The 18,124-nt window shown below is 43.6% G+C and carries 13 protein-coding genes and 1 pseudogene; 6 read left to right on the forward strand and 8 right to left on the reverse strand.

Going from position 1 to position 18,124, the window contains the following annotated elements:
* Positions 1-10: 10 nt before the first annotated feature.
* From ACFQ21_RS06875 to ACFQ21_RS06885, 3 genes are all read right to left on the reverse strand, one after another.
* The gene (locus ACFQ21_RS06875) at positions 11-505 is read right to left on the reverse strand and encodes an NADH-quinone oxidoreductase subunit A (protein ID WP_377576711.1); all 495 of its coding nucleotides are present in this window, start codon (positions 503-505) and stop codon (positions 11-13) included.
* 76 nt (positions 506-581) lie between these two features.
* Positions 582-1,019: an SRPBCC family protein gene (locus ACFQ21_RS06880; RefSeq protein WP_377576713.1), complete on the reverse strand. Its 438-nt coding sequence runs from the start codon at positions 1,017-1,019 to the stop codon at positions 582-584.
* A gap of 1 nt (position 1,020) precedes the next feature.
* Positions 1,021-1,416, reverse strand: a complete 396-nt coding sequence (locus ACFQ21_RS06885; RefSeq protein ID WP_377576715.1) for a DUF1761 domain-containing protein — start codon at positions 1,414-1,416, stop codon at positions 1,021-1,023.
* Positions 1,417-1,652: 236 nt separating this feature from the next.
* Here ACFQ21_RS06885 and ACFQ21_RS06890 point away from each other — a divergent pair, with 236 nt between their 5' ends.
* The 3 genes from ACFQ21_RS06890 (at position 1,653) to ACFQ21_RS06900 (ending at position 4,099) form a co-directional block, all read left to right on the forward strand.
* Positions 1,653-2,729: a sensor histidine kinase gene (locus ACFQ21_RS06890; protein ID WP_377576718.1), complete on the forward strand. Its 1,077-nt coding sequence runs from the start codon at positions 1,653-1,655 to the stop codon at positions 2,727-2,729.
* A gap of 21 nt (positions 2,730-2,750) precedes the next feature.
* Positions 2,751-3,497 carry a LytR/AlgR family response regulator transcription factor gene (locus tag ACFQ21_RS06895; protein WP_377576721.1) on the forward strand — a complete coding sequence of 249 codons (747 nt, stop codon included), beginning with the start codon at positions 2,751-2,753 and terminating at the stop codon, positions 3,495-3,497.
* A 164-nt stretch (positions 3,498-3,661) separates the two neighbouring features.
* A complete protein-coding gene (locus ACFQ21_RS06900) occupies positions 3,662-4,099 on the forward strand; it encodes a hypothetical protein (protein WP_377576724.1) in 438 nt (145 codons plus the stop codon).
* A gap of 185 nt (positions 4,100-4,284) precedes the next feature.
* Here ACFQ21_RS06900 and dnaA read toward each other — a convergent pair whose 3' ends face one another.
* Positions 4,285-5,712 carry a chromosomal replication initiator protein DnaA gene (gene dnaA, locus ACFQ21_RS06905; RefSeq protein ID WP_377576727.1) on the reverse strand — a complete coding sequence of 476 codons (1,428 nt, stop codon included), beginning with the start codon at positions 5,710-5,712 and terminating at the stop codon, positions 4,285-4,287.
* Positions 5,713-5,903: 191 nt separating this feature from the next.
* On the opposite strand from dnaA, the pseudogene ACFQ21_RS30530 reads away from it, so the two are divergent.
* Positions 5,904-6,989 (forward strand): annotated as a pseudogene (locus ACFQ21_RS30530) (methylmalonyl-CoA mutase family protein); the annotation flags it as partial.
* Positions 6,990-7,055: 66 nt separating this feature from the next.
* The gene (gene scpA, locus ACFQ21_RS30535) at positions 7,056-9,128 is read left to right on the forward strand and encodes a methylmalonyl-CoA mutase (RefSeq protein WP_449290174.1); all 2,073 of its coding nucleotides are present in this window, start codon (positions 7,056-7,058) and stop codon (positions 9,126-9,128) included.
* Between the two features lie 128 nt (positions 9,129-9,256).
* On the opposite strand, the gene ACFQ21_RS06915 is transcribed toward scpA, so the two are convergent.
* From ACFQ21_RS06915 to ACFQ21_RS06925, 3 genes are all read right to left on the reverse strand, one after another.
* Positions 9,257-10,840 carry an N-acyl-D-amino-acid deacylase family protein gene (locus tag ACFQ21_RS06915; RefSeq protein ID WP_377576733.1) on the reverse strand — a complete coding sequence of 528 codons (1,584 nt, stop codon included), beginning with the start codon at positions 10,838-10,840 and terminating at the stop codon, positions 9,257-9,259.
* Positions 10,841-11,051: 211 nt separating this feature from the next.
* The gene (gene msrB, locus ACFQ21_RS06920; RefSeq protein WP_377576736.1) at positions 11,052-11,594 is read right to left on the reverse strand and encodes a peptide-methionine (R)-S-oxide reductase MsrB; all 543 of its coding nucleotides are present in this window, start codon (positions 11,592-11,594) and stop codon (positions 11,052-11,054) included.
* Positions 11,595-11,710: 116 nt separating this feature from the next.
* On the reverse strand, positions 11,711-12,634 hold the full coding sequence (locus ACFQ21_RS06925; protein WP_377576739.1) for a cation diffusion facilitator family transporter: 924 nt from the start codon (positions 12,632-12,634) through the stop codon (positions 11,711-11,713).
* Between the two features lie 175 nt (positions 12,635-12,809).
* Between ACFQ21_RS06925 and ACFQ21_RS06930 the strand changes: the two genes are divergently transcribed.
* Complete coding sequence (locus ACFQ21_RS06930; protein WP_377576742.1) at positions 12,810-17,045, forward strand: CHAT domain-containing protein; 4,236 nt, start codon at positions 12,810-12,812, stop codon at positions 17,043-17,045.
* Positions 17,046-17,147: 102 nt separating this feature from the next.
* Here ACFQ21_RS06930 and ACFQ21_RS06935 read toward each other — a convergent pair whose 3' ends face one another.
* Positions 17,148-18,041: a class I SAM-dependent methyltransferase gene (locus ACFQ21_RS06935; RefSeq protein WP_377576745.1), complete on the reverse strand. Its 894-nt coding sequence runs from the start codon at positions 18,039-18,041 to the stop codon at positions 17,148-17,150.
* Positions 18,042-18,124 lie beyond the last annotated feature (83 nt).

The following is an 18,124-nucleotide window of genomic DNA, read 5'->3' on the forward strand; positions in this document are numbered from 1 at the left end:
TTTCCGCAGATTATATACTGCTGTTTTTAGATTTATACTTGGTGTTGATGGCGTCATACAATTCCTTCGGCACAACGGATTTTACTTCCGTTGGCTTCGGATCAGGTTTGATCCAGTCAAGATGCCCGTTTACCCATGCATAGGCAAGCCCTAACGCAAGCACCACGATAAAGATTACCATCTCTGTTAAGGTAAACCATCCCCACGCGCCATTGGTTTCACGAATCAACTCTTCATTGGCAAAAATGGTTGACCAGGGAAAAAGAAATACAATCTCTACTTCAAACAGTAAAAAGATAAGCGCTACAATATAAAAGCGAATGTTGAATTGTGTCCACGCAGCAGAAATAGGTTCCTCTCCACTTTCGTATGTCGAAAGCTTTTCAGGATTAGGTCTGTCAGGACGAACCAATCTTGAAACCAGGAACGTAACGAGAATAAACACAATGCCTGCTACGATGTACAGGAGCACTTCTCCAAAAGCTGAAAGGTATTGCTGGTTCATACTTAACGAACCAAATATATAACAAGAAGTTTATTCTTCCTGCTTTTCATTTTGCCACCATGTAACGGGAAGGTTGTCAGCGCTTTTCCAGATAATCGCGAATCTGCAACACAACCGCTGGCCAGGCAGTTTTTACAGCTTCGTAGTACCAGTCCCAATCGTGGCCGTGCTGATATCCTGACTGAATGATATTCAACACCGTTTTGCCTTTTTCCGGTGTTGTCATGATCAGCAGTTGCATCGGACCGAGTATAGATCGCTCCGGGTTGATGTATACGAGGTTATCAATGCGCAATTGGCAGGACGGCAGGTACTCGCCAACGGTACCGCTAGACACAAAGCTAAGACCTGTATCGCCTGCTTGCCACGTGAGTGAGTAGAGGCCTCCCTTTCGCAATTCGATCAACGACTTGCTTACATGCCACCAGTTGTGAAGATGTTGCTGTTCGGTAAATGCAGCAAGCACAAGAGCCGGAGGTTTGTTTATGATACAGGAAGCCTCTACACTTCGCATACTATTTCCAGGCGGCAATAATTACGCCCATAACCGTTAAAGCCACTACGCTATAGCCTGCATTGATCAGAAACAGCTTGAATGATTTACGTTCAAAGAGATAATGCGTACCGACAAATGTAGCGACCCATCCGAAGCCTGCGAGAAAACCCCAGAGCGCACCCATCTCGGGTTTATCTTCCGGTCCCATGAACATGGCAAGATTGACGGCAGCAATAAGTCCGAGTACAAAGGCGAGTCCGAAGATCTTCACCATGTTAGCGTTCTTCATGCTTTCTTCAGTAAATCCGTTTTCGCGCATCCAGGCTTTGCCAAAGACTGCGGGTGAATACCATACTCCTCCGATGAGGAAGGTTGAGAGAGCGGCTGCGAGGATGGCCCAGTAGTTGAGTTCCATGTGTTTTCGTGTTTAGGTTGGTATGTGTTTAAGTGTTGGTGTGCTGGTGTGTTGAGGTGTTGATGTTGTGGGTGCTGCATTAAGGTATATATTAATGCTGTTGCTATAATTTTATGTTTTTACCGCGATTTAGGTATTCGTTGCTAGTTTGTTTTTGTGATTATGCTGTAAGTATGGTATGAATTTGTGAACTTTATACATACAAAACTGAAATGAATTGCTGAAGCGGAAGAACTATGGACTCAACCGGAAAAGATATACATTCTGAACAGTCGGATATGCAGGAAGTGCAACTGAATGATAAGACTATACGGTTGATTGGCATTCCTTTCTTCGGAATTGTTATACCTCACGTTACGGGACTATTTGGCACACTTACCTATCGTGATTACAAATACTGGGTAGGCTATATATTCTTTATCGCGCTCGCTGCGATGATCTGGCAGGGCAATCGGTATCTGATGTTTCGTACGCGCAAGCGATTTACGTGGTTCGATAAACCCATCGAAAAGCTCATCCTGCTTTTCATGAACAACATCTTTTACACAACGCCCCTTACCATCGCATGGATTTGCCTATGGTATAGATGGGCTGATTTCGATTTTATAAACTGGGACACTATACTAATTGTGGCCCTGGTAAATGTTAGTTGTGTCTTGTTTGTAATCCATGTATACGAAACGGTATTCATGGTAAAGGAGCAGCAAAGTGAGCAGGTAAAGAACGCAGAACTTTCACGCGCCAAAGCGGAAGCCGAACTCGAAGCGCTAAAGAATCAGATCGACCCGCACTTCATGTTCAACTCGCTAAACAGTTTATCATACCTCATCAGCACTGATCCCGCTAAAGCAACATTATTCACCGAAAACCTGGCAGATATATACCGGTATATATTGGCGCAAAAAGAACGGACATTGGTGGTGCTGGAAGATGAATTCAGTTTCATGGAGAAGTATGCGGAATTACTACGCCTTCGTTTCGGACAGGCGCTGGATATACAGAAGAACTTCAACGGAACTACTTCCAAAGAATACCTGGTTCCGCCTATATCTGCCTTTGTCGCGCTGGAGAATGCCGTTAAACACAACGAAATCTCAGAACGTATTCCGCTGCAGGTTTCGCTTTCGATTGATCGCGATCAGCTTACCATCAGCAATAAAATTCAGCCGAAACGAAGTATACAGCATTCATCCAAGATCGGACTGAAAAACCTGGATGAGCGTTTCAGGATCATTACCGGAAGAGGTATATATACCGAAAACAACAACAGCACCTTCAACGTTACACTTCCACTCATTCCGCTTGCACGTTAATTTTACCTATATATTTACCCTATGAATGTCATTATCATTGAAGACGAACTTCTTGCACAAGCCAAGCTTGAAGCCATGCTGCTTTCACTGGATGGTTCTATCAACATCCTGACGAAACTCAGCAGCGTTAAAGATTCCATTCAGTGGTTAATGACAAACCCCACTCCTGATCTCGTCTTCGTAGATATACAACTTTCCGATGATCACTCGTTCGAGATCTTCCGAAAACATCCTGTAAAGTTCCCGGTAATTTTCACCACTGCGTATGACAAATATTTACTGGAGAGTTTTGAGTTCAACTCAATTGATTATTTACTGAAGCCAATTACCGAAGAGAAACTGAAACGTTCGCTGGAGAAAGTAAAAACACTGCGCTCGCATTTTCTTCAAGGCAATCTGTTAAAACTCATTGAACAGGCACAGGCACCTGCGCGTAACCGTATTGTTGCCAAGAAAGGAACCGAGTATGTAGCGCTTGATCTCTGCGATATCGCCTACTTCTATACCGAGCACAAAATTGTATTTGTTAAAGATTTTAGTGGTCGCCAGTTGATACTCGATAAAAATCTGGCAGAGCTTGAAGCGGATATCGATCCTAAAAATTTCTTCCGACTCAATCGCAAGTTCATCGCAAACATGAAGTCTATTGAACGTTTTAAACCCGATAACGGGAAGATCAGAGTTTTTCTACAACCGGAGATGAAAGAGGAGATTTTCGTGAGTAAAGAGACTGCGCCTGAGTTCCGGCTTTGGATCGAGGGGAAGTGAGGCGTTATCCGTTAATCGTTAGTATCAGTTAGAACATAGCTTCCACAGAGACGATTTTACATACTATGGTAGCGGATTGTTAAGTCCCTGTTTTTGTCTACCGATGTCGCTGCTATACTCTACATTATAGTCCTATACTTGCTGCGTTTTATAAATCATTTTATATGGAGCGTAACAAGTTAATCCGTTTACATGCTGTTGAGAACAGAACGTTTGATTTTGATCCGTCAGTCCCTTGCATTCTTTCTGAAGGCTCTGGCTTTATGACATCACCTGAATTTAGAACGTTTATGGAACGCGGTCTCGAATTGATTCACGAAAAAATTGCAGAGGCAGGCAAGATCGGCTGGTTGGTAGATACGCGCTTTGTAGAAGTATTTGAGCCGCAGGACACGCAATGGATTGTTGAGTACTGGAATCCGAAGGCTTATGAAGCAGGACTGCGCTATATAGCTTTTGTAATGCCCGAGAATGTATTTACAGAAATGAATGTAACCGAATATATAGATCTGTCGCAAGAAGCAGGAGGATTGGCACTTAATCACTTCAAAGACCAGGAGTCTGCCAGAGCCTGGCTGAGAGAAGTACTCACGCGTGTTTAATGCCGCAGATTTCACCGGTAAACACACAAAGAAGACACATAATTACTTCGCGTAAGGCTATGTCTTCTTTGTGTTTCTTAGTGCAATGGATTTAAATAATCGTTGCTATAGTATATATCGTCTCGTCACGCCAGCCAATCGTCAATTTCAAACACGATTGACCAATAACAATTAACGGATAACGATTAACTAACGCGAAGCTTCAACTTCTTCCCAAGTTCTTCAACCGATGCTTTGAAGTTGGGGTCTGTTTTCATCATATCTTCTACGGACTCGAGTGCGTGAATTACGGTACTGTGATCACGACCTCCGAAGTTCTCTCCGATCAGCGCCAGGGTAAGTTGTGTATAGCGCTTACAGAAGTACATGGCTACCTGTCGTGGAATTACGATCTCGCGTTTTTTTACTTTGCCTTTCATGGCTTCGAGATCTACTTTGAAATATTCGGCAACAGTCTTTTGTATAAAATCAACGCTAACGTCAGACTGTATTTCTTTAATGATATTCTTGAGTACTTCTTTCGCGAGATCAAGATCGATCTCTTTCTTCAACAATGTAGCGTGGAAGATCAGCGAGTTTAATACACCTTCCATATCACGAAGGTTTGTATCAACGCTATACGCTAAATATTCAGAAACTTCCGTTGGTATCTGAATACCATCAGCCAGCATTTTACGATTGATGATGGCAAGTTTCGTTTCAAAATCAGGTTCCTGTAAATCTGCAGTCAAACCCCATTTGAAGCGCGACAACAATCTTTCCTGGAAACCTTTCATATCACGAGGCGGGCAATCGCTCGTCATGATAATCTGCTTACCGGATTGATGCAACTGATTGAAGATATGGAAAAACATCTCTTGTGTCTTTTCACGACCGGCAAGAAATTGCACATCATCCAGGATCAATAAATCAACCTGCAGGTAAAAATTCTGAAACTCCTGCACTTTATGATTTTGAAGTGCATTGAGGAATTGCGTAGTAAAATCATTCTGATCGATATAAAGCACAACCTTGCTTGGCATGTTGTTCTTGATCTCGTTACCGATCGCCTGCACCAGGTGGGTTTTACCTACACCAACACCACCGTATAACATCAGCGGGTTGAAAGAAGTAACGCCAGGTTTTTTAGCAACAGCCAAACCTGCTGAACGTGCCAGGCGATTACAATCACCTTCAACAAAATTATCGAAAGTATAGGTTGTATTTAATCGCGAGTTAACCGTCTGCGGGTTAAGAGCTTTATAAGTAAAAGGAGAATAATCGTCATTACCGAAGCTTCCATTGACAGCGCTTCGTCTGTTACCGGCTCCATTTACCGGGTAACTTACCGATACCGGAGGAGTCTGTTTATCTCCACTGTCTACAACCACCGAATATTCGAGGCGACCAGTGGGGCCTAGCACGGTATGAATTGCTTTTTTAAGAACCGGAACATAATTATCTTCCAGCCACTCATAGAAAAATTGAGAAGGAACCTGGATGGTGAGAACATCGCCATCAACACGCAGAGGCGCTATTGGCTTGAACCATGTATTGAAGTTTTCTTCGCCGACATTCTCGCGAATAACTTCAAGACAATCGTTCCATACTGTAGTACCGCTGCTGACTTCCATTTAAGCTCTGAATTTGTTAGGATTTCAGTTTCCTTTTTTAGAAAGGGAGACAAAGATGTAAAAAAAGAGGTAAAGAAAACAAGTCGGGTTGTCCTTGATTTTTCAGAAAAATATTTGCTTCCAAAAAATTAAAATTAAATCGCAAGAACTAGGTAAAATCTTAAACTAAATTGGGTTGAATTGCTTTAAATATGGCCGAAAAAAAATTCAGGGATTTATTACAGGAAACTTTTCCAAAATCAACAATTCAAGACTGGCAACGCGCTGCCGCACAGGAAAACGAAGGCAAAGATAGTAGCACACTTGCGTGGAACAATCCTAATGGTTTGATATTCAAGCCATACTATACTTCAGACACTACACCTGTTGAATCATTTAGTCTTGCTCCATCTTGTACGTTGTTTGCCGGTCCGCGTTACTGGCTTAATACTCCCAACATTCGTGTAACCAATGTAGCGACAGCCAACACATCAGCGCTGCATCATTTAGCGAACGGAGCCGATGGAATTGTATTTGATGTTTCTGCTGATACAATTACTCAATTTGATTTACTGCTGCAGAATATCGACTGGCCATATTGTTCGGTTTCATTTATACTGAACACACAACAACAAGCCGTACAATTAGCAGAGTATATTTCCCAAAAGAATTACCCTGCTGATTCACTAACAGGAGCGATATACTGGAAAAATTATCCTGTTGATTATAGTATTATCTCGAACGCATTCGCGTTGCAAAAAAAAATTCACCCCTTTGGGCTGAGCGTTTCCGAGACAACACCTGTAGAAGAAATAACCCATTTACTTTTACAAGGTGCAAAAACGCTGGATACATTAAAAGGCGCTGGTGTACACAATTCCGTAGGTATACATCAGATCGCATTTTTTATACCGGTTGGTAAAGATTTCCTGCAGCAGATCGCCAAACTTAAAACACTCCGTTTATTATGGCATCGGGTAAGTCAGATCCACTCGATAGAAGGATTCGGTGCTGCAGACCTGTATATACATACGCGCTCCGAGATATTTACCGAAGAGAAATTTCAGCCGCATGGAAATATGCTCAAAGCAACATCAGCAGCCATGAGTGCTGTACTGGGTGGCTGCGATGCACTGACTATACTTCCGGAGGATGAAGACAATTCGATGATGAGCAGAGTGAGTCGCAACGTATCCACTATACTGCGCGAAGAGTCTCATCTGGACAAAGTAAGCGATGCGTTTGCCGGTGCCTATATATTGGAAGATATGATACATGCTTTCGCGGAAGAAGCATGGAAACAATTTACAGCACAAAGCAAACATATACCCAGCCAATCGCCATTCGGTAAAGAACCAGAACCCCTGAAGCGAACCAACGAAGGTTGGACCAGTCCGGAGAAGATTGAGATCAAACCATCATATACAAAGAATGATTTAGATAACGTTACGCATCTGTCATATACAGCGGGTATACCGCCTTATCTCCGCGGACCGTATGCATCCATGTATACTATAAAACCGTGGACGATCCGCCAGTATGCAGGGTTCTCGACTGCTACAGAATCAAATGCTTTTTACAGACGAAATTTAGCAGCCGGACAACGTGGTCTTTCGGTTGCTTTTGACTTAGCTACGCACCGCGGTTATGATTCTGACCATGCGCGTGTTGTTGGCGATGTAGGGAAAGCCGGTGTTGCTATTGACTCGGTACTGGACATGAAAATTCTATTCGACCAGATACCGTTGGATAAAATGTCTGTATCGATGACGATGAACGGTGCTGTTCTTCCCATCATGGCATTTTATATCGTAGCGGCCGAAGAGCAGGGAGTAAAACCTCAATTACTGAGCGGAACTATTCAGAATGACATACTCAAGGAATTCATGGTGCGGAATACCTATATATACCCGCCTGCTCCTTCCATGAAAATCGTAGCCGATATATTTGAGTATACTTCTAAATATATGCCGAAGTTCAATTCCATTAGTATCAGCGGCTATCACATGCACGAAGCGGGAGCACCTGCGCACATTGAACTGGCCTATACGATCGCGGATGGACTCGAGTATATTCGTACCGGGTTAAAAGCGGGTATAGCGATCGATGACTTTGCACCGCGCCTCTCCTTCTTCTGGGGCATTGGTATGAATTTCTGCATGGAGATTGCCAAGCTGCGTGCCGGCCGATTACTCTGGGCCTATGTAGTAAAACAATTCAACCCGAAGAATCCGAAGTCGATGGCGTTGCGTACGCATTGCCAGACTTCCGGATGGAGCTTGACTGAACAAGATCCCTATAATAACGTAACGCGTACCTATATAGAAGCGCTTGCCGCTATATTAGGTGGCACACAATCTCTCCACACCAATTCGCTGGATGAAGCGATTGCATTACCAACCGATTTCTCTGCACGCATAGCGCGTAACACCCAACTCTTTATTGAGAAAGAAACCGATGTAACCAAAGTGGTTGATCCGGCCGGTGGTTCATATTATATAGAAAGTCTCACCGCAGAGCTTGCTGAAAAAGCGTGGGAGCTGATTGAAGAAGTTGAAAAGTTAGGCGGCATGACCAAAGCGATTGAAAGCGGTATACCGAAGATGCGCATCGAACAAGCTGCTGCTGCCAAGCAGGCTCGCATCGATTCGGGTAAAGATGCAATTGTTGGTGTGAATAAGTACCAGACAGACGAAAAGGTTATACTCGATATACTGGAAGTTGACAACACTGCCGTACGCAACGAGCAGGTTACACGCCTGCAAACGCTGCGCACTGAACGCAACAACCACGATGTAGAAGCTGCCCTGCAAGCCCTTACACGCTGTGCAGAAAGTGGCAACGGAAATTTACTCGAACTTGCTGTTGATGCCGCCCGGAAGCGCGCAACACTGGGTGAGATATCATCTGCATTGGAGACTATATTTGGCCGGTATAAAGCAACGATACGATCTGTTTCAGGAGTATATTCAGGAGAAATGAAAAGTCAGAAAGAATTTGAAGAAGCACGCGCCCTCTCTGATCGCTTTGCTGAGCTTGATGGACGCAGGCCGCGTATACTAGTGGCCAAGATGGGACAAGATGGTCACGATCGCGGTGCCAAAGTAATTGCTACGAGCTTCGCTGATCTCGGCTTCGATGTAGATATAGGGCCGCTCTTTCAGACTCCGGATGAAGTAGCTATGCAGGCTGCCGAAAATGATGTACACATTGTAGGAGCATCGAGTCTTGCCGGTGGACATAAGACGCTGGTGCCGGAGCTTATTGAAGCGTTAAAGAAAATCGGCAGACCGGATATTATGGTTGTAGCAGGAGGTGTTATACCACAGCAGGATTATGACTTCCTCTATAAGTCCGGAGTATCTTTCATCTTCGGGCCGGGAACGGTTATTACAGATGCTGCGAAAGAAGTTTTGAAGAAGCTTATCGATAATTAAAATCCCATTGCACAGAGGACCTTTAGATTTGAATCACTACTATAACTATATATAAGGTTATAATAGTGATTCAAATCTAAAGGTTCCTTTGCGTCTCCTCCATGTTCTTAGTGCCATTGGATTTATACTCACTCTGCAAGCACATCTCGACTCCCGGCCCCGCGAAGCACAACACCATTTCGTACACCCGTATGCGTCCCTCCCTCCGCAGTAATGGCACCATTGACGATGATATACTGAAAACCACTCGAGTACGCATGCGGACTGCTGAATGTACTCTGATCGCCAACCCGCGCTTCATCAAATACAACTATATCTGCCGCCATTCCTTTCCTGATCAAACCTCTGTCACGCAATTGAAATTTCTGTGCGGGTAAAGATGTCATTCTCCGGATTGCTTCTTCGAGGCGAATTACTTTCAACGTTCGTACATATTGTCCTAATACCCGTGCATTTGTACCATACGATCTCGGATGTGGTACACCCGATCCATAGCGCGCTATACCGGCATCAGACGCAAACATATTGTATGGATATTGCATGATGCGCCTCAGGTCATCTTCGTTCATACTAAAGAAAACCATTTGTGCTCCGCCATTCTCAACCATATCCAATATGGTCTCTGCTTCAGCAGCAGCTTTTTTCTTTCGCTCTTTTATAGCATTGATCTCGGTAATGCTTTTACCATTCAACGTAGTGTCAGCACCATAGCGAGCTACCAGCGCGTAACTATAGTTCTTAAGCTGTTTACGCTTTAGTGTAGCCAGCATTTCATCTTTGATCGTATTGCGAATCGATTTATCACGCAGGCGAAACAAAACCGAGTCGCGACCACCCGAAAATACCCAGCTCGGCAAGGTTGTATTGAGCGATGTACTGCTCGCTACATACGGGTATTGATCGATGGTTACATCTATACCTTCGAGCCTTGCCTTTTCAACTTGCGCCAGTGTACTGACAGAACGCCCCCAGTTAGGTTTATACGTTACTTTAAAATGCGATATCTCCACCGGTATACTTGCTACGCGACCGATGTTGATGGCTTCTTCAATAGCTTCTGTAACATGATCGCCTTCATCACGAATATGCGATGCATATATACCCTGATGTCGTGAAGCTGCCTGGGCCAAACCAATCACTTCCGGAGTTTTGGAATATGTACCCGGCACATAGATTAGCCCGGTAGAAAGTCCGACAGCTCCCTGCATCATTGCCTCTTCTACAAGATCTTCCATTTGTTTTTGTTCTTCCGCAGTAGGATCACGCTGACCCTCTCCCATCACCGCTCTGCGCACACTGTTATGACCAACGAGTGTCGCTATATTTACAGACATCTTTACGCTATCAAGTCTGTAAAAGTATCGCGCTATATCTGTATTGGAAGAACCACAATTACCGGTAACAACGGAGGTAACGCCATCATGAATAAAATTACCGGCTGTAGGTATTTTCAGATCGTTACCTTCTATATGCGTATGCACATCAATAAACCCGGGAGCAACGATGAGACCTTTTACATCGACAACCTTCAGCGCCTCTGTTGCTGCAATCTTTCCGATAGCCGCGATCTTACCATCTTTAACAGCAACATCACCATAGTACCACGGGTTACCGGTACCATCTACAATCTTCCCATTGATCAACAGTAAATCATATTGCTGAGCCTGAACCTGAAATGCCAGCAAAAAAATAACAATGAATAAAATGCGCATACATCAGGGGTTGTAGCTTAATATACCCTATGCGTTGCTTTAGTCTAAATAAATTACTTTCAACGGCAGATTACGTGTTTAAGTGTTTACGTATGCACGTGTTTAAGTGTGAATGTATTTAGGTTTCCTCCGGCTAATAACTTATACACCTAAAAACCAACACACTTAAACACGTAAACACGTGCACACCTACACACGTAGGCACGTCCCCCTACTGCTTGCTTCTGGCTTCTGGCTTCTCTTCCTTTCCTTCTTTCTTAAAATCGATCGAAGTGGAGTTCACGCAGTAGCGTTGTCCTGTTAACGTTGGGCCGTCATCGAATAAGTGTCCTAAGTGGGAGCCGCAGCGGGCACAAAGTATTTCGGTGCGAACCATACCGTGAGAACGGTCTACTACTTTCTTGATTTTGTCACCGGCAATCTCTTTGTCAAAGCTTGGCCAGCCACACTCGGATTCAAACTTCATGTCGGAAGTGAAGAGTTCGTTGCCGCAGGCGGCACAGGTATACATTCCTTTTTCTTTGTGTAAATAATACTTGCCTGTAAACGGACGATCGGTTCCCTTTTCGCGAAGTATATAATACTGTTCCGGAGTCAATACAGCTTTCCACTCCGCTTCGGACCGATTGATCACCTTACCTGTATCCGATACAATCTTTGCTTTAGCGCTTTTTTGTTTTTCAGTCGGCTGACTGTTTCCTGTGCAGGAATAAAGCTGGAAGGCTACCAGCACGATCAAAATAACTCTGTGCATACCGTTCATTATTTTCTGCTATATACGACAAACGCCAACACCTTGATTTTGGTTTATTCATGTTTGTCTTTCACCTGACAATTAACGAATTCACCAGTAGCTCATATCCGTTGCAGCTAATGGGACTCATGCTCGCAAGCCATTCCTTTATTTTCAAATTCAATCGTAACGTGATGAACGCTAATCTTTTTAAGCTCGCTTTTAATCTTCGATTTCAATAACTCCAGTGCTTCTGCTTCGAGTGGTTGCTTCAGTACGGCATGTGTAGTCAGAATATTATAGCTGCCATCCATGGTCCAGATGTGGAGATCGTGTGTATCTTCTATCTCGCCAAATTTACTGAACATTTCCCGCACCCTCTCTTCCGATACAGCCACAGGAACTCCCTGCAAAATGATTTGAAATGCTCCCCGCATATTCTTGTATACATTCACCAGGATAATAATAGCTATAATCAGGGAGAGTAACGGATCGATGATCGGGGCATCCACAAATTTCATGATGATGCTTCCTATCAACACGGCAGCCCAGCCTAATACATCTTCAAGAAAATGAAGCGATATAACTTTTTCGTTAATGGATTCGCCTTTCTTCAGGCGTAGCATAGCTGCACCGTTAACGACTATACCTACGATCGCGAAAATGAGCATGCCCGTTGTATCCGGTTGCTCCGGATTAAAGAGTCGCGCGAACGCCTCCTTTAAAATCAACACCGAACCAACGATCAATACAATTGAATTGATGAAGGCACCCAGAAGCGAAAACCGCTGATAGCCGTAAGTATATATAGCATCGCGTTTCTGCTTCGATTTGCGTTCAAAGTACCACGCTGTACCCAATGAAAGGCTATCCCCCAGATCGTGCAATGCATCCGAAAGAATGGCTACGGAATTGGTATAAAAACCACCGATCAATTCCAGCAAAGCAAAGCACGTATTAAGCCAGAATGCCACGCGTATATTGCCACCGTGGTGATGGTGGTGATGACCGTGGCTATGGCTATGGTCGTGATGATCGTGATCATGATTATGATCGTGCATAATACTAACGCTTTAAAAACCGATCCAATTTGTGCACAAAGGGGCTGCAACAGGAGTGCATAAACATTATTTTTTTCAGGTATACGGCAGCTTTTTATCTCGCATACTTATGTGACCCTGAAAATCCAACCGAATTTAGTAGCTTAGAAGTCCAATTGGATAAACGTCTGTAGTTATGAAGAAAACCTGGCCCGTGGTGCTGGCATTGATTATTGCCATCGGAGTTACCCCTGTATTCAGCCAAAACAAAAAAATTGATAAGTCGCTTCAGAAAATTGACTCTTATTTCGCTGGTGGCAATCTCTCGAAAGCAAACAGTTCGCTGCAAAAATTAAAGAAATCTGTCACGTCTAAAATGGGACAACAGAATGCCTATATGCCGGGCCTATACCTGCGTGAAGCACGTATCAACATGGCTTTGGGTGTATTCAGCGGATTTGAAAATACGCTAACCAATGCCCTGAGCAGCAGCCAGGCGATGTATGGTGATAACAGCGGCAGTTATGCCAGTACATTGGTTGATGTAGCTGAAATATATAATGACTATGGTAACTATCGCCTCAGTCGCGAGTACCTTGATAAAGCCAAGGATCTGCTTACCAAAACAAACCAGATGACCGATGCACTCAATGGCAAGATTGCTCTGGCAGAAGCCGATGCAATGATTGGACAAGGTTTCTGTAACGATGCACTGGATATACTCGAAACAGCAGAAAAATACTTTGCTTCGCGTGCGATTGAAAAAGAATCGATCGTTGATGGTACTTCCATCAAAACACAACGTGTACCGATTGAAGAAATTCCACAGCGCTATGGTGATTACGCACGATTGCTAAATCTTCGTTTGAAAGCCTATACGAAGAAAGGTCGTATCTCCATTATCGGTGGTGACACCGAGACTGCAGACAACGCTTACTCCACAGTTCGTTCGTGGCTGAAAGGTAAATCACGTTTTCTCGGAGAGACCAGTCTCGCGGAAGTAGAGGCGCGCTATATATTTGCCAAGGCTTTGGAAGAAAACGGCACGCGACATGAGAATGAACTTGACTTCGACAACATTCTGAGTGATCTGAAAAAGAAAATCAATCCTACCAATTCACTCGCCCATGATATATACCTCGACTACCTGGAAGTATTACTGAACCGCGAAAATCGTGCGCGCTATGTAAACACCAAACTCGAATATGAGAAGGTGCTTGACAAATCTTTTCCGAAGACCAGTATCCATCGCGAAAACGAAAAAGCAGTTGAATTCAACTCGAAACTGAGTCGCGATAAAACGCGTAACCTGGAAGCCGATGCTTTGGAAGTATTGAAGAAATTACCTAAGAACTATATTACATCTGCTCGTACCGTTGCATTCTTGTATGATGTATCGCTTCGTGAAAAACGTTATGCGGCTGCCGAAGCATATCTCAATCAACTGACCGAAATCAAGAAAGAACTCTATGGCGAAAATTCTCCGGAGTACCACCTTTCCAAAATATACCTTGCCGACTTCTATCTCGATTACACTAACAAAATTGATGAAGCCGGCAAAATATATAAGGAAAGCTATTTTGGAGTGGTTGAAAAACAGATTGGCGAACAACACAAAGATCTGTTGAATATACTCAACCACATTGCAACGTGGTATGAACTGACCGATCAATATGATCTCGCCTTAAAAACATTGAACGATGCTTCTGATAAAGCCGTGTTAAAATATAGCAACGAAGATCCGGAGTATGGCAAAGAGCTTGATCGCATTGCTGGTCTGGCGCTAAAGATCGGTAAATATGAAAAAGCTGAAGCGGATATCGCCAAGGCATTGAAGATCCTGGAAGAATATCGCAAAGATGATTCGCGTATAGCAGATTATGTTCACGCTATCGATACACAAGCTAAACTCTATGGTATAAAAGGGATGTTCGATGAAGCCGAAGCGAACCTCGATCGTTCCAATCGTCTCATCTCGAAAGCCAATGTAGAATTCGGAAACGAGCTTGCCACAGCCGAAGAACTCACTGCGCTCTTTATTCAGCTCGGAGATTTTTACGAAGCCGATAATATGCTGAATACGCAGATACCGGAGTACGAAAAACTGTATGGCAAGAACTCGCTTCGTCTGATAGAACCCCTGGTAAACAAAGGAAGAATTCTTCTGGCAAAAGGTGATTATACAGAAGCCGAGCGAACTGCGCAACGTGCCAACCAGATCGCTGTAAAAACGTATGGAGAAACTTCTACCAAAACAGCTCCGACTCAAAAATTACTCAGCGATATATACTATACCCTTGGGGATTATGAAAAGGCACAGGACAATGTGATAAAAGCAATTACCAGCCAGGAGAAACAATTTGGTCGCAATCACATCGAAGTAGCCAAATCAATTTCACAGCTGGCGCTGATCAAATTCTACAAAGGTGACAACCGCAAGGAAGTTGAAAAACTGATGATCGAGTCGCGCGATATTATGGCGAGTAAACTTGGTAAAGACAATCCGCAGTATGCCGAAATATTAAAAAACGTTGCTGTACTCTATATCTCTGAAAAGAAATTCGATATAGCGTTCAACTCGCTCACGGTAGCCGAAAATATCTGGCGCACTAAGACTGGCAAAAAGAACAACATCAACACGGCCAGTATTTATACATTGACGGGAGATGTATACTACCAGCAGAAAAACTACAAAAAGGCAGAAGAGTTTTATACAAAGTCCAAAGACTTGTACGAACAATTCTTCAGCGCGTCACATCCGGAGTATGTAAAAGTACTATCGAAGCTCAGCAAGGTATACTACATGCAGAAAGACTATAAGCGCTCGAAGAAACTTGTTGAAGAAGCACTCAACAACTACGAAGGCTTCATTAAAGACTTCTTCCCGGCTTTGAGTGAACGTGAAAAAGCTAAATACTGGAATACTATCAAAGGCGACTTTGAGTTTTATAACACGCTTGCTTTTAGTAACCTCGAAGACTTCCGCGACTTAACAGGTAAAGTATATAACTATCAATTACTCACGAAGGCATTGTTGCTTAGCTCTTCGATCAAAATCCGTGAGCGCATTCTGAACAGTACGGATGAACAACTGAAATCGCAGTACAATACCTGGATACAGAAGAAAGAACAACTTACCCTGGCATTATCATTGAGTCCTGCACAGTTGTTGGAAAGTCAGATTGATCCATCTGCTTTGCAACAGGAGGTTGAGCGTTTGGAAAAAGAGCTCAGTCAGAAATCTGAACTCTTCGGACAATCATTCGATAACAAGCGCATCACGTATGATGACGTGAAAAAAGTATTAAAGCCAAATGACGTTGCTATTGAAATGGTGCGTTACCGTTATTTCAATCATACGCTCACCGATTCGGTAATTTACGCAGCGCTATATATCAAGAAAGAGTTTTCCAAACCGAAAGTTATTATTCTGAAAGACGGTAAGAAGATGGAGAACCGATATTTCAAATTCTATCGCAATGCCATTACCGGAAAAATTCCTGATACATACTCATACAATATATTCTGGCAACCCATCGTGAATGAAATCGGACAGGTTGCAACGGTATATCTATCCGCAGACGGTGTCTATAACCAGATAAACCTGGAAGCTATACCTACACCGGATGGCCGCTATGTAATCGACAACTCCAACATTGTACTGGTAAGCAATACCAAAGATCTTTACCTGCGCAATATAAAATCAAGAGCTACTACATCGGAGAACACAGCAACGATGTTTGGCAATCCTAAATTTTACCTCACGGCTTCCACCGATCAGCTTATAGCACCGCTTCCGGGAACGGAAAAAGAAGTAACACAAGTGCAATTCATGCTGAAGCAAAAAGGATGGTTAACGGCCGAGTACGTAGAAAATCTCGCTTCGGAAGAAAAGATCAAAGAGATGAGTAATCCAAAGATATTCCACATTGCTACTCATGGTTTCTACAGACCTACTGCGCAGGTTACACTGGAGCAGCAAATAGAAGGCAATGAAGCGGTGATGGCGCAGAACCCGTTAATGCGTACTGGTCTTTTACTGAAAGGTGCCGGAGACCTGATGGATAAGACAAGCTATAACTTCAATATGGAGAACGGTATACTCACGGCTTACGAAGCGATGAGTCTCAACCTGGATAAAACAGACCTGGTTGTATTAAGCGCCTGCGAAACAGGACTTGGTGATCTTGAAGCCGGTGAAGGTGTATATGGTTTGCAACGTGCTTTCCTCGTAGCAGGAGCAAAAGTTTTGATCATGAGTATGTTCAAAGTGGATGACGAAGCAACCCAGCAACTCATGCTGAAATTTTACCAGAAGTGGCTTAACACGGGCAACCTGCGTCAGAGCTTTATCGATGCAAAAAAAGAACTTCGCACCGATTACCCGGAGCCTATATATTGGGGGGCTTTTATGATGATCGGCTTAGACTAAATGCAATTTTCAGCCCGCAGATTTGCGCAAATATACGCGGAATATATACTATATATTTTCTGTCTTTAGCTGTGTAAATCTGCGCCCTCTGCGGGAATCAATTTATTTTCTAAATCGCAGAAACGTCCCCATCGGCAAATCTTTACCTTGTTTGGATTTCAGGAAGAACTCACCGTACTCGGCATCTGTAATATCGAAATGAGTCTTCGCAACATTTAGTCCAACGATTGGCGACAGGCCCACAGCGTACATGCTGAGTATAAAGAAGTAATTTTTCCTTTCGAGTAATTTACTGCTCATCTCGATCAGTTCGTTCAACTGTTCCTGCAGTGTCCACTTCTCTCCTTCCGGACCACGGCCATACGGTGGCGGGTCCATAATGATACCGTTGTAGGTATTGCCTCGCTTTACTTCGCGTCTCACAAACTTGAATGCATCTTCGTATACCCAGCGGATATCATTCAAGTTATTCAATTGCATATTCTGGTTTGCCCAATTTATACCAGGACGCGAAGCATCACAATGTATCACTTCTGCTCCTGCCGAACGCGCTACTACCGAGGCTGCCCCGGTATAAGCGAAAAGATTTAGTACGCGGGGTTTATTTATACTCCAGCCCGAAACTGTATCGTAAATAAAATTCCAGTTACTACCCTGCTCCGGGAAAATACCCACGTGTCCGAAACTTGTAAGGGCCAGTCGTAAGGTGAGGTTTAAATCATTGTATTGATATTGCACGTTCCAGGTTTCGGGCATGCCCTGGTTGCGCGACCATCCGCCCTTTACATCATCTGAAAATCGAAACTTGTCCTTTTGTTCTCGAACAAATTTAGCATCGGCAACTTTCTTCCATTCCTGGTCGCTCAACGATTTACTCCAGATGGCCTGTGGCTCCGGACGAATCAAAGTATATTTTCCAAAACGTTCCAGTTTTTCACAATCACCGGAGTCAATCAACTCGTAGTCTTTCCAGGAAGAAGGATGCAATAGTTTCATAAAGCCGTAAAACTAAAGCTTTTTAAGTTTAATGCAGAAAGTGAAAAGCATGCTTTGCAAAAAACAGAAGCTTTCAACCGGGT

It is taken from the genome of Ohtaekwangia kribbensis (genome assembly GCF_042676245.1).
GTDB lineage: Bacteria > Bacteroidota > Bacteroidia > Cytophagales > Cyclobacteriaceae > Ohtaekwangia > Ohtaekwangia kribbensis.

Coding starts and splice junctions, on each gene's coding strand:
- ACFQ21_RS06890 (WP_377576718.1), top strand. CDS start 1,653: ATGGACTCAACCGGAAAAGATATACATTCTGAACAGTCGGATATGCAG.
- ACFQ21_RS06930 (WP_377576742.1), top strand. CDS start 12,810: ATGAAGAAAACCTGGCCCGTGGTGCTGGCATTGATTATTGCCATCGGA.
- ACFQ21_RS06935 (WP_377576745.1), bottom strand. CDS start 18,041: ATGAAACTATTGCATCCTTCTTCCTGGAAAGACTACGAGTTGATTGAC.
- msrB (WP_377576736.1), bottom strand. CDS start 11,594: ATGCACAGAGTTATTTTGATCGTGCTGGTAGCCTTCCAGCTTTATTCC.
- ACFQ21_RS06880 (WP_377576713.1), bottom strand. CDS start 1,019: ATGCGAAGTGTAGAGGCTTCCTGTATCATAAACAAACCTCCGGCTCTT.
- ACFQ21_RS06925 (WP_377576739.1), bottom strand. CDS start 12,634: ATGCACGATCATAATCATGATCACGATCATCACGACCATAGCCATAGC.
- ACFQ21_RS06875 (WP_377576711.1), bottom strand. CDS start 505: ATGAACCAGCAATACCTTTCAGCTTTTGGAGAAGTGCTCCTGTACATC.
- ACFQ21_RS06915 (WP_377576733.1), bottom strand. CDS start 10,840: ATGCGCATTTTATTCATTGTTATTTTTTTGCTGGCATTTCAGGTTCAG.
- ACFQ21_RS06900 (WP_377576724.1), top strand. CDS start 3,662: ATGGAGCGTAACAAGTTAATCCGTTTACATGCTGTTGAGAACAGAACG.
- dnaA (WP_377576727.1), bottom strand. CDS start 5,712: ATGGAAGTCAGCAGCGGTACTACAGTATGGAACGATTGTCTTGAAGTT.
- ACFQ21_RS06885 (WP_377576715.1), bottom strand. CDS start 1,416: ATGGAACTCAACTACTGGGCCATCCTCGCAGCCGCTCTCTCAACCTTC.
- ACFQ21_RS06895 (WP_377576721.1), top strand. CDS start 2,751: ATGAATGTCATTATCATTGAAGACGAACTTCTTGCACAAGCCAAGCTT.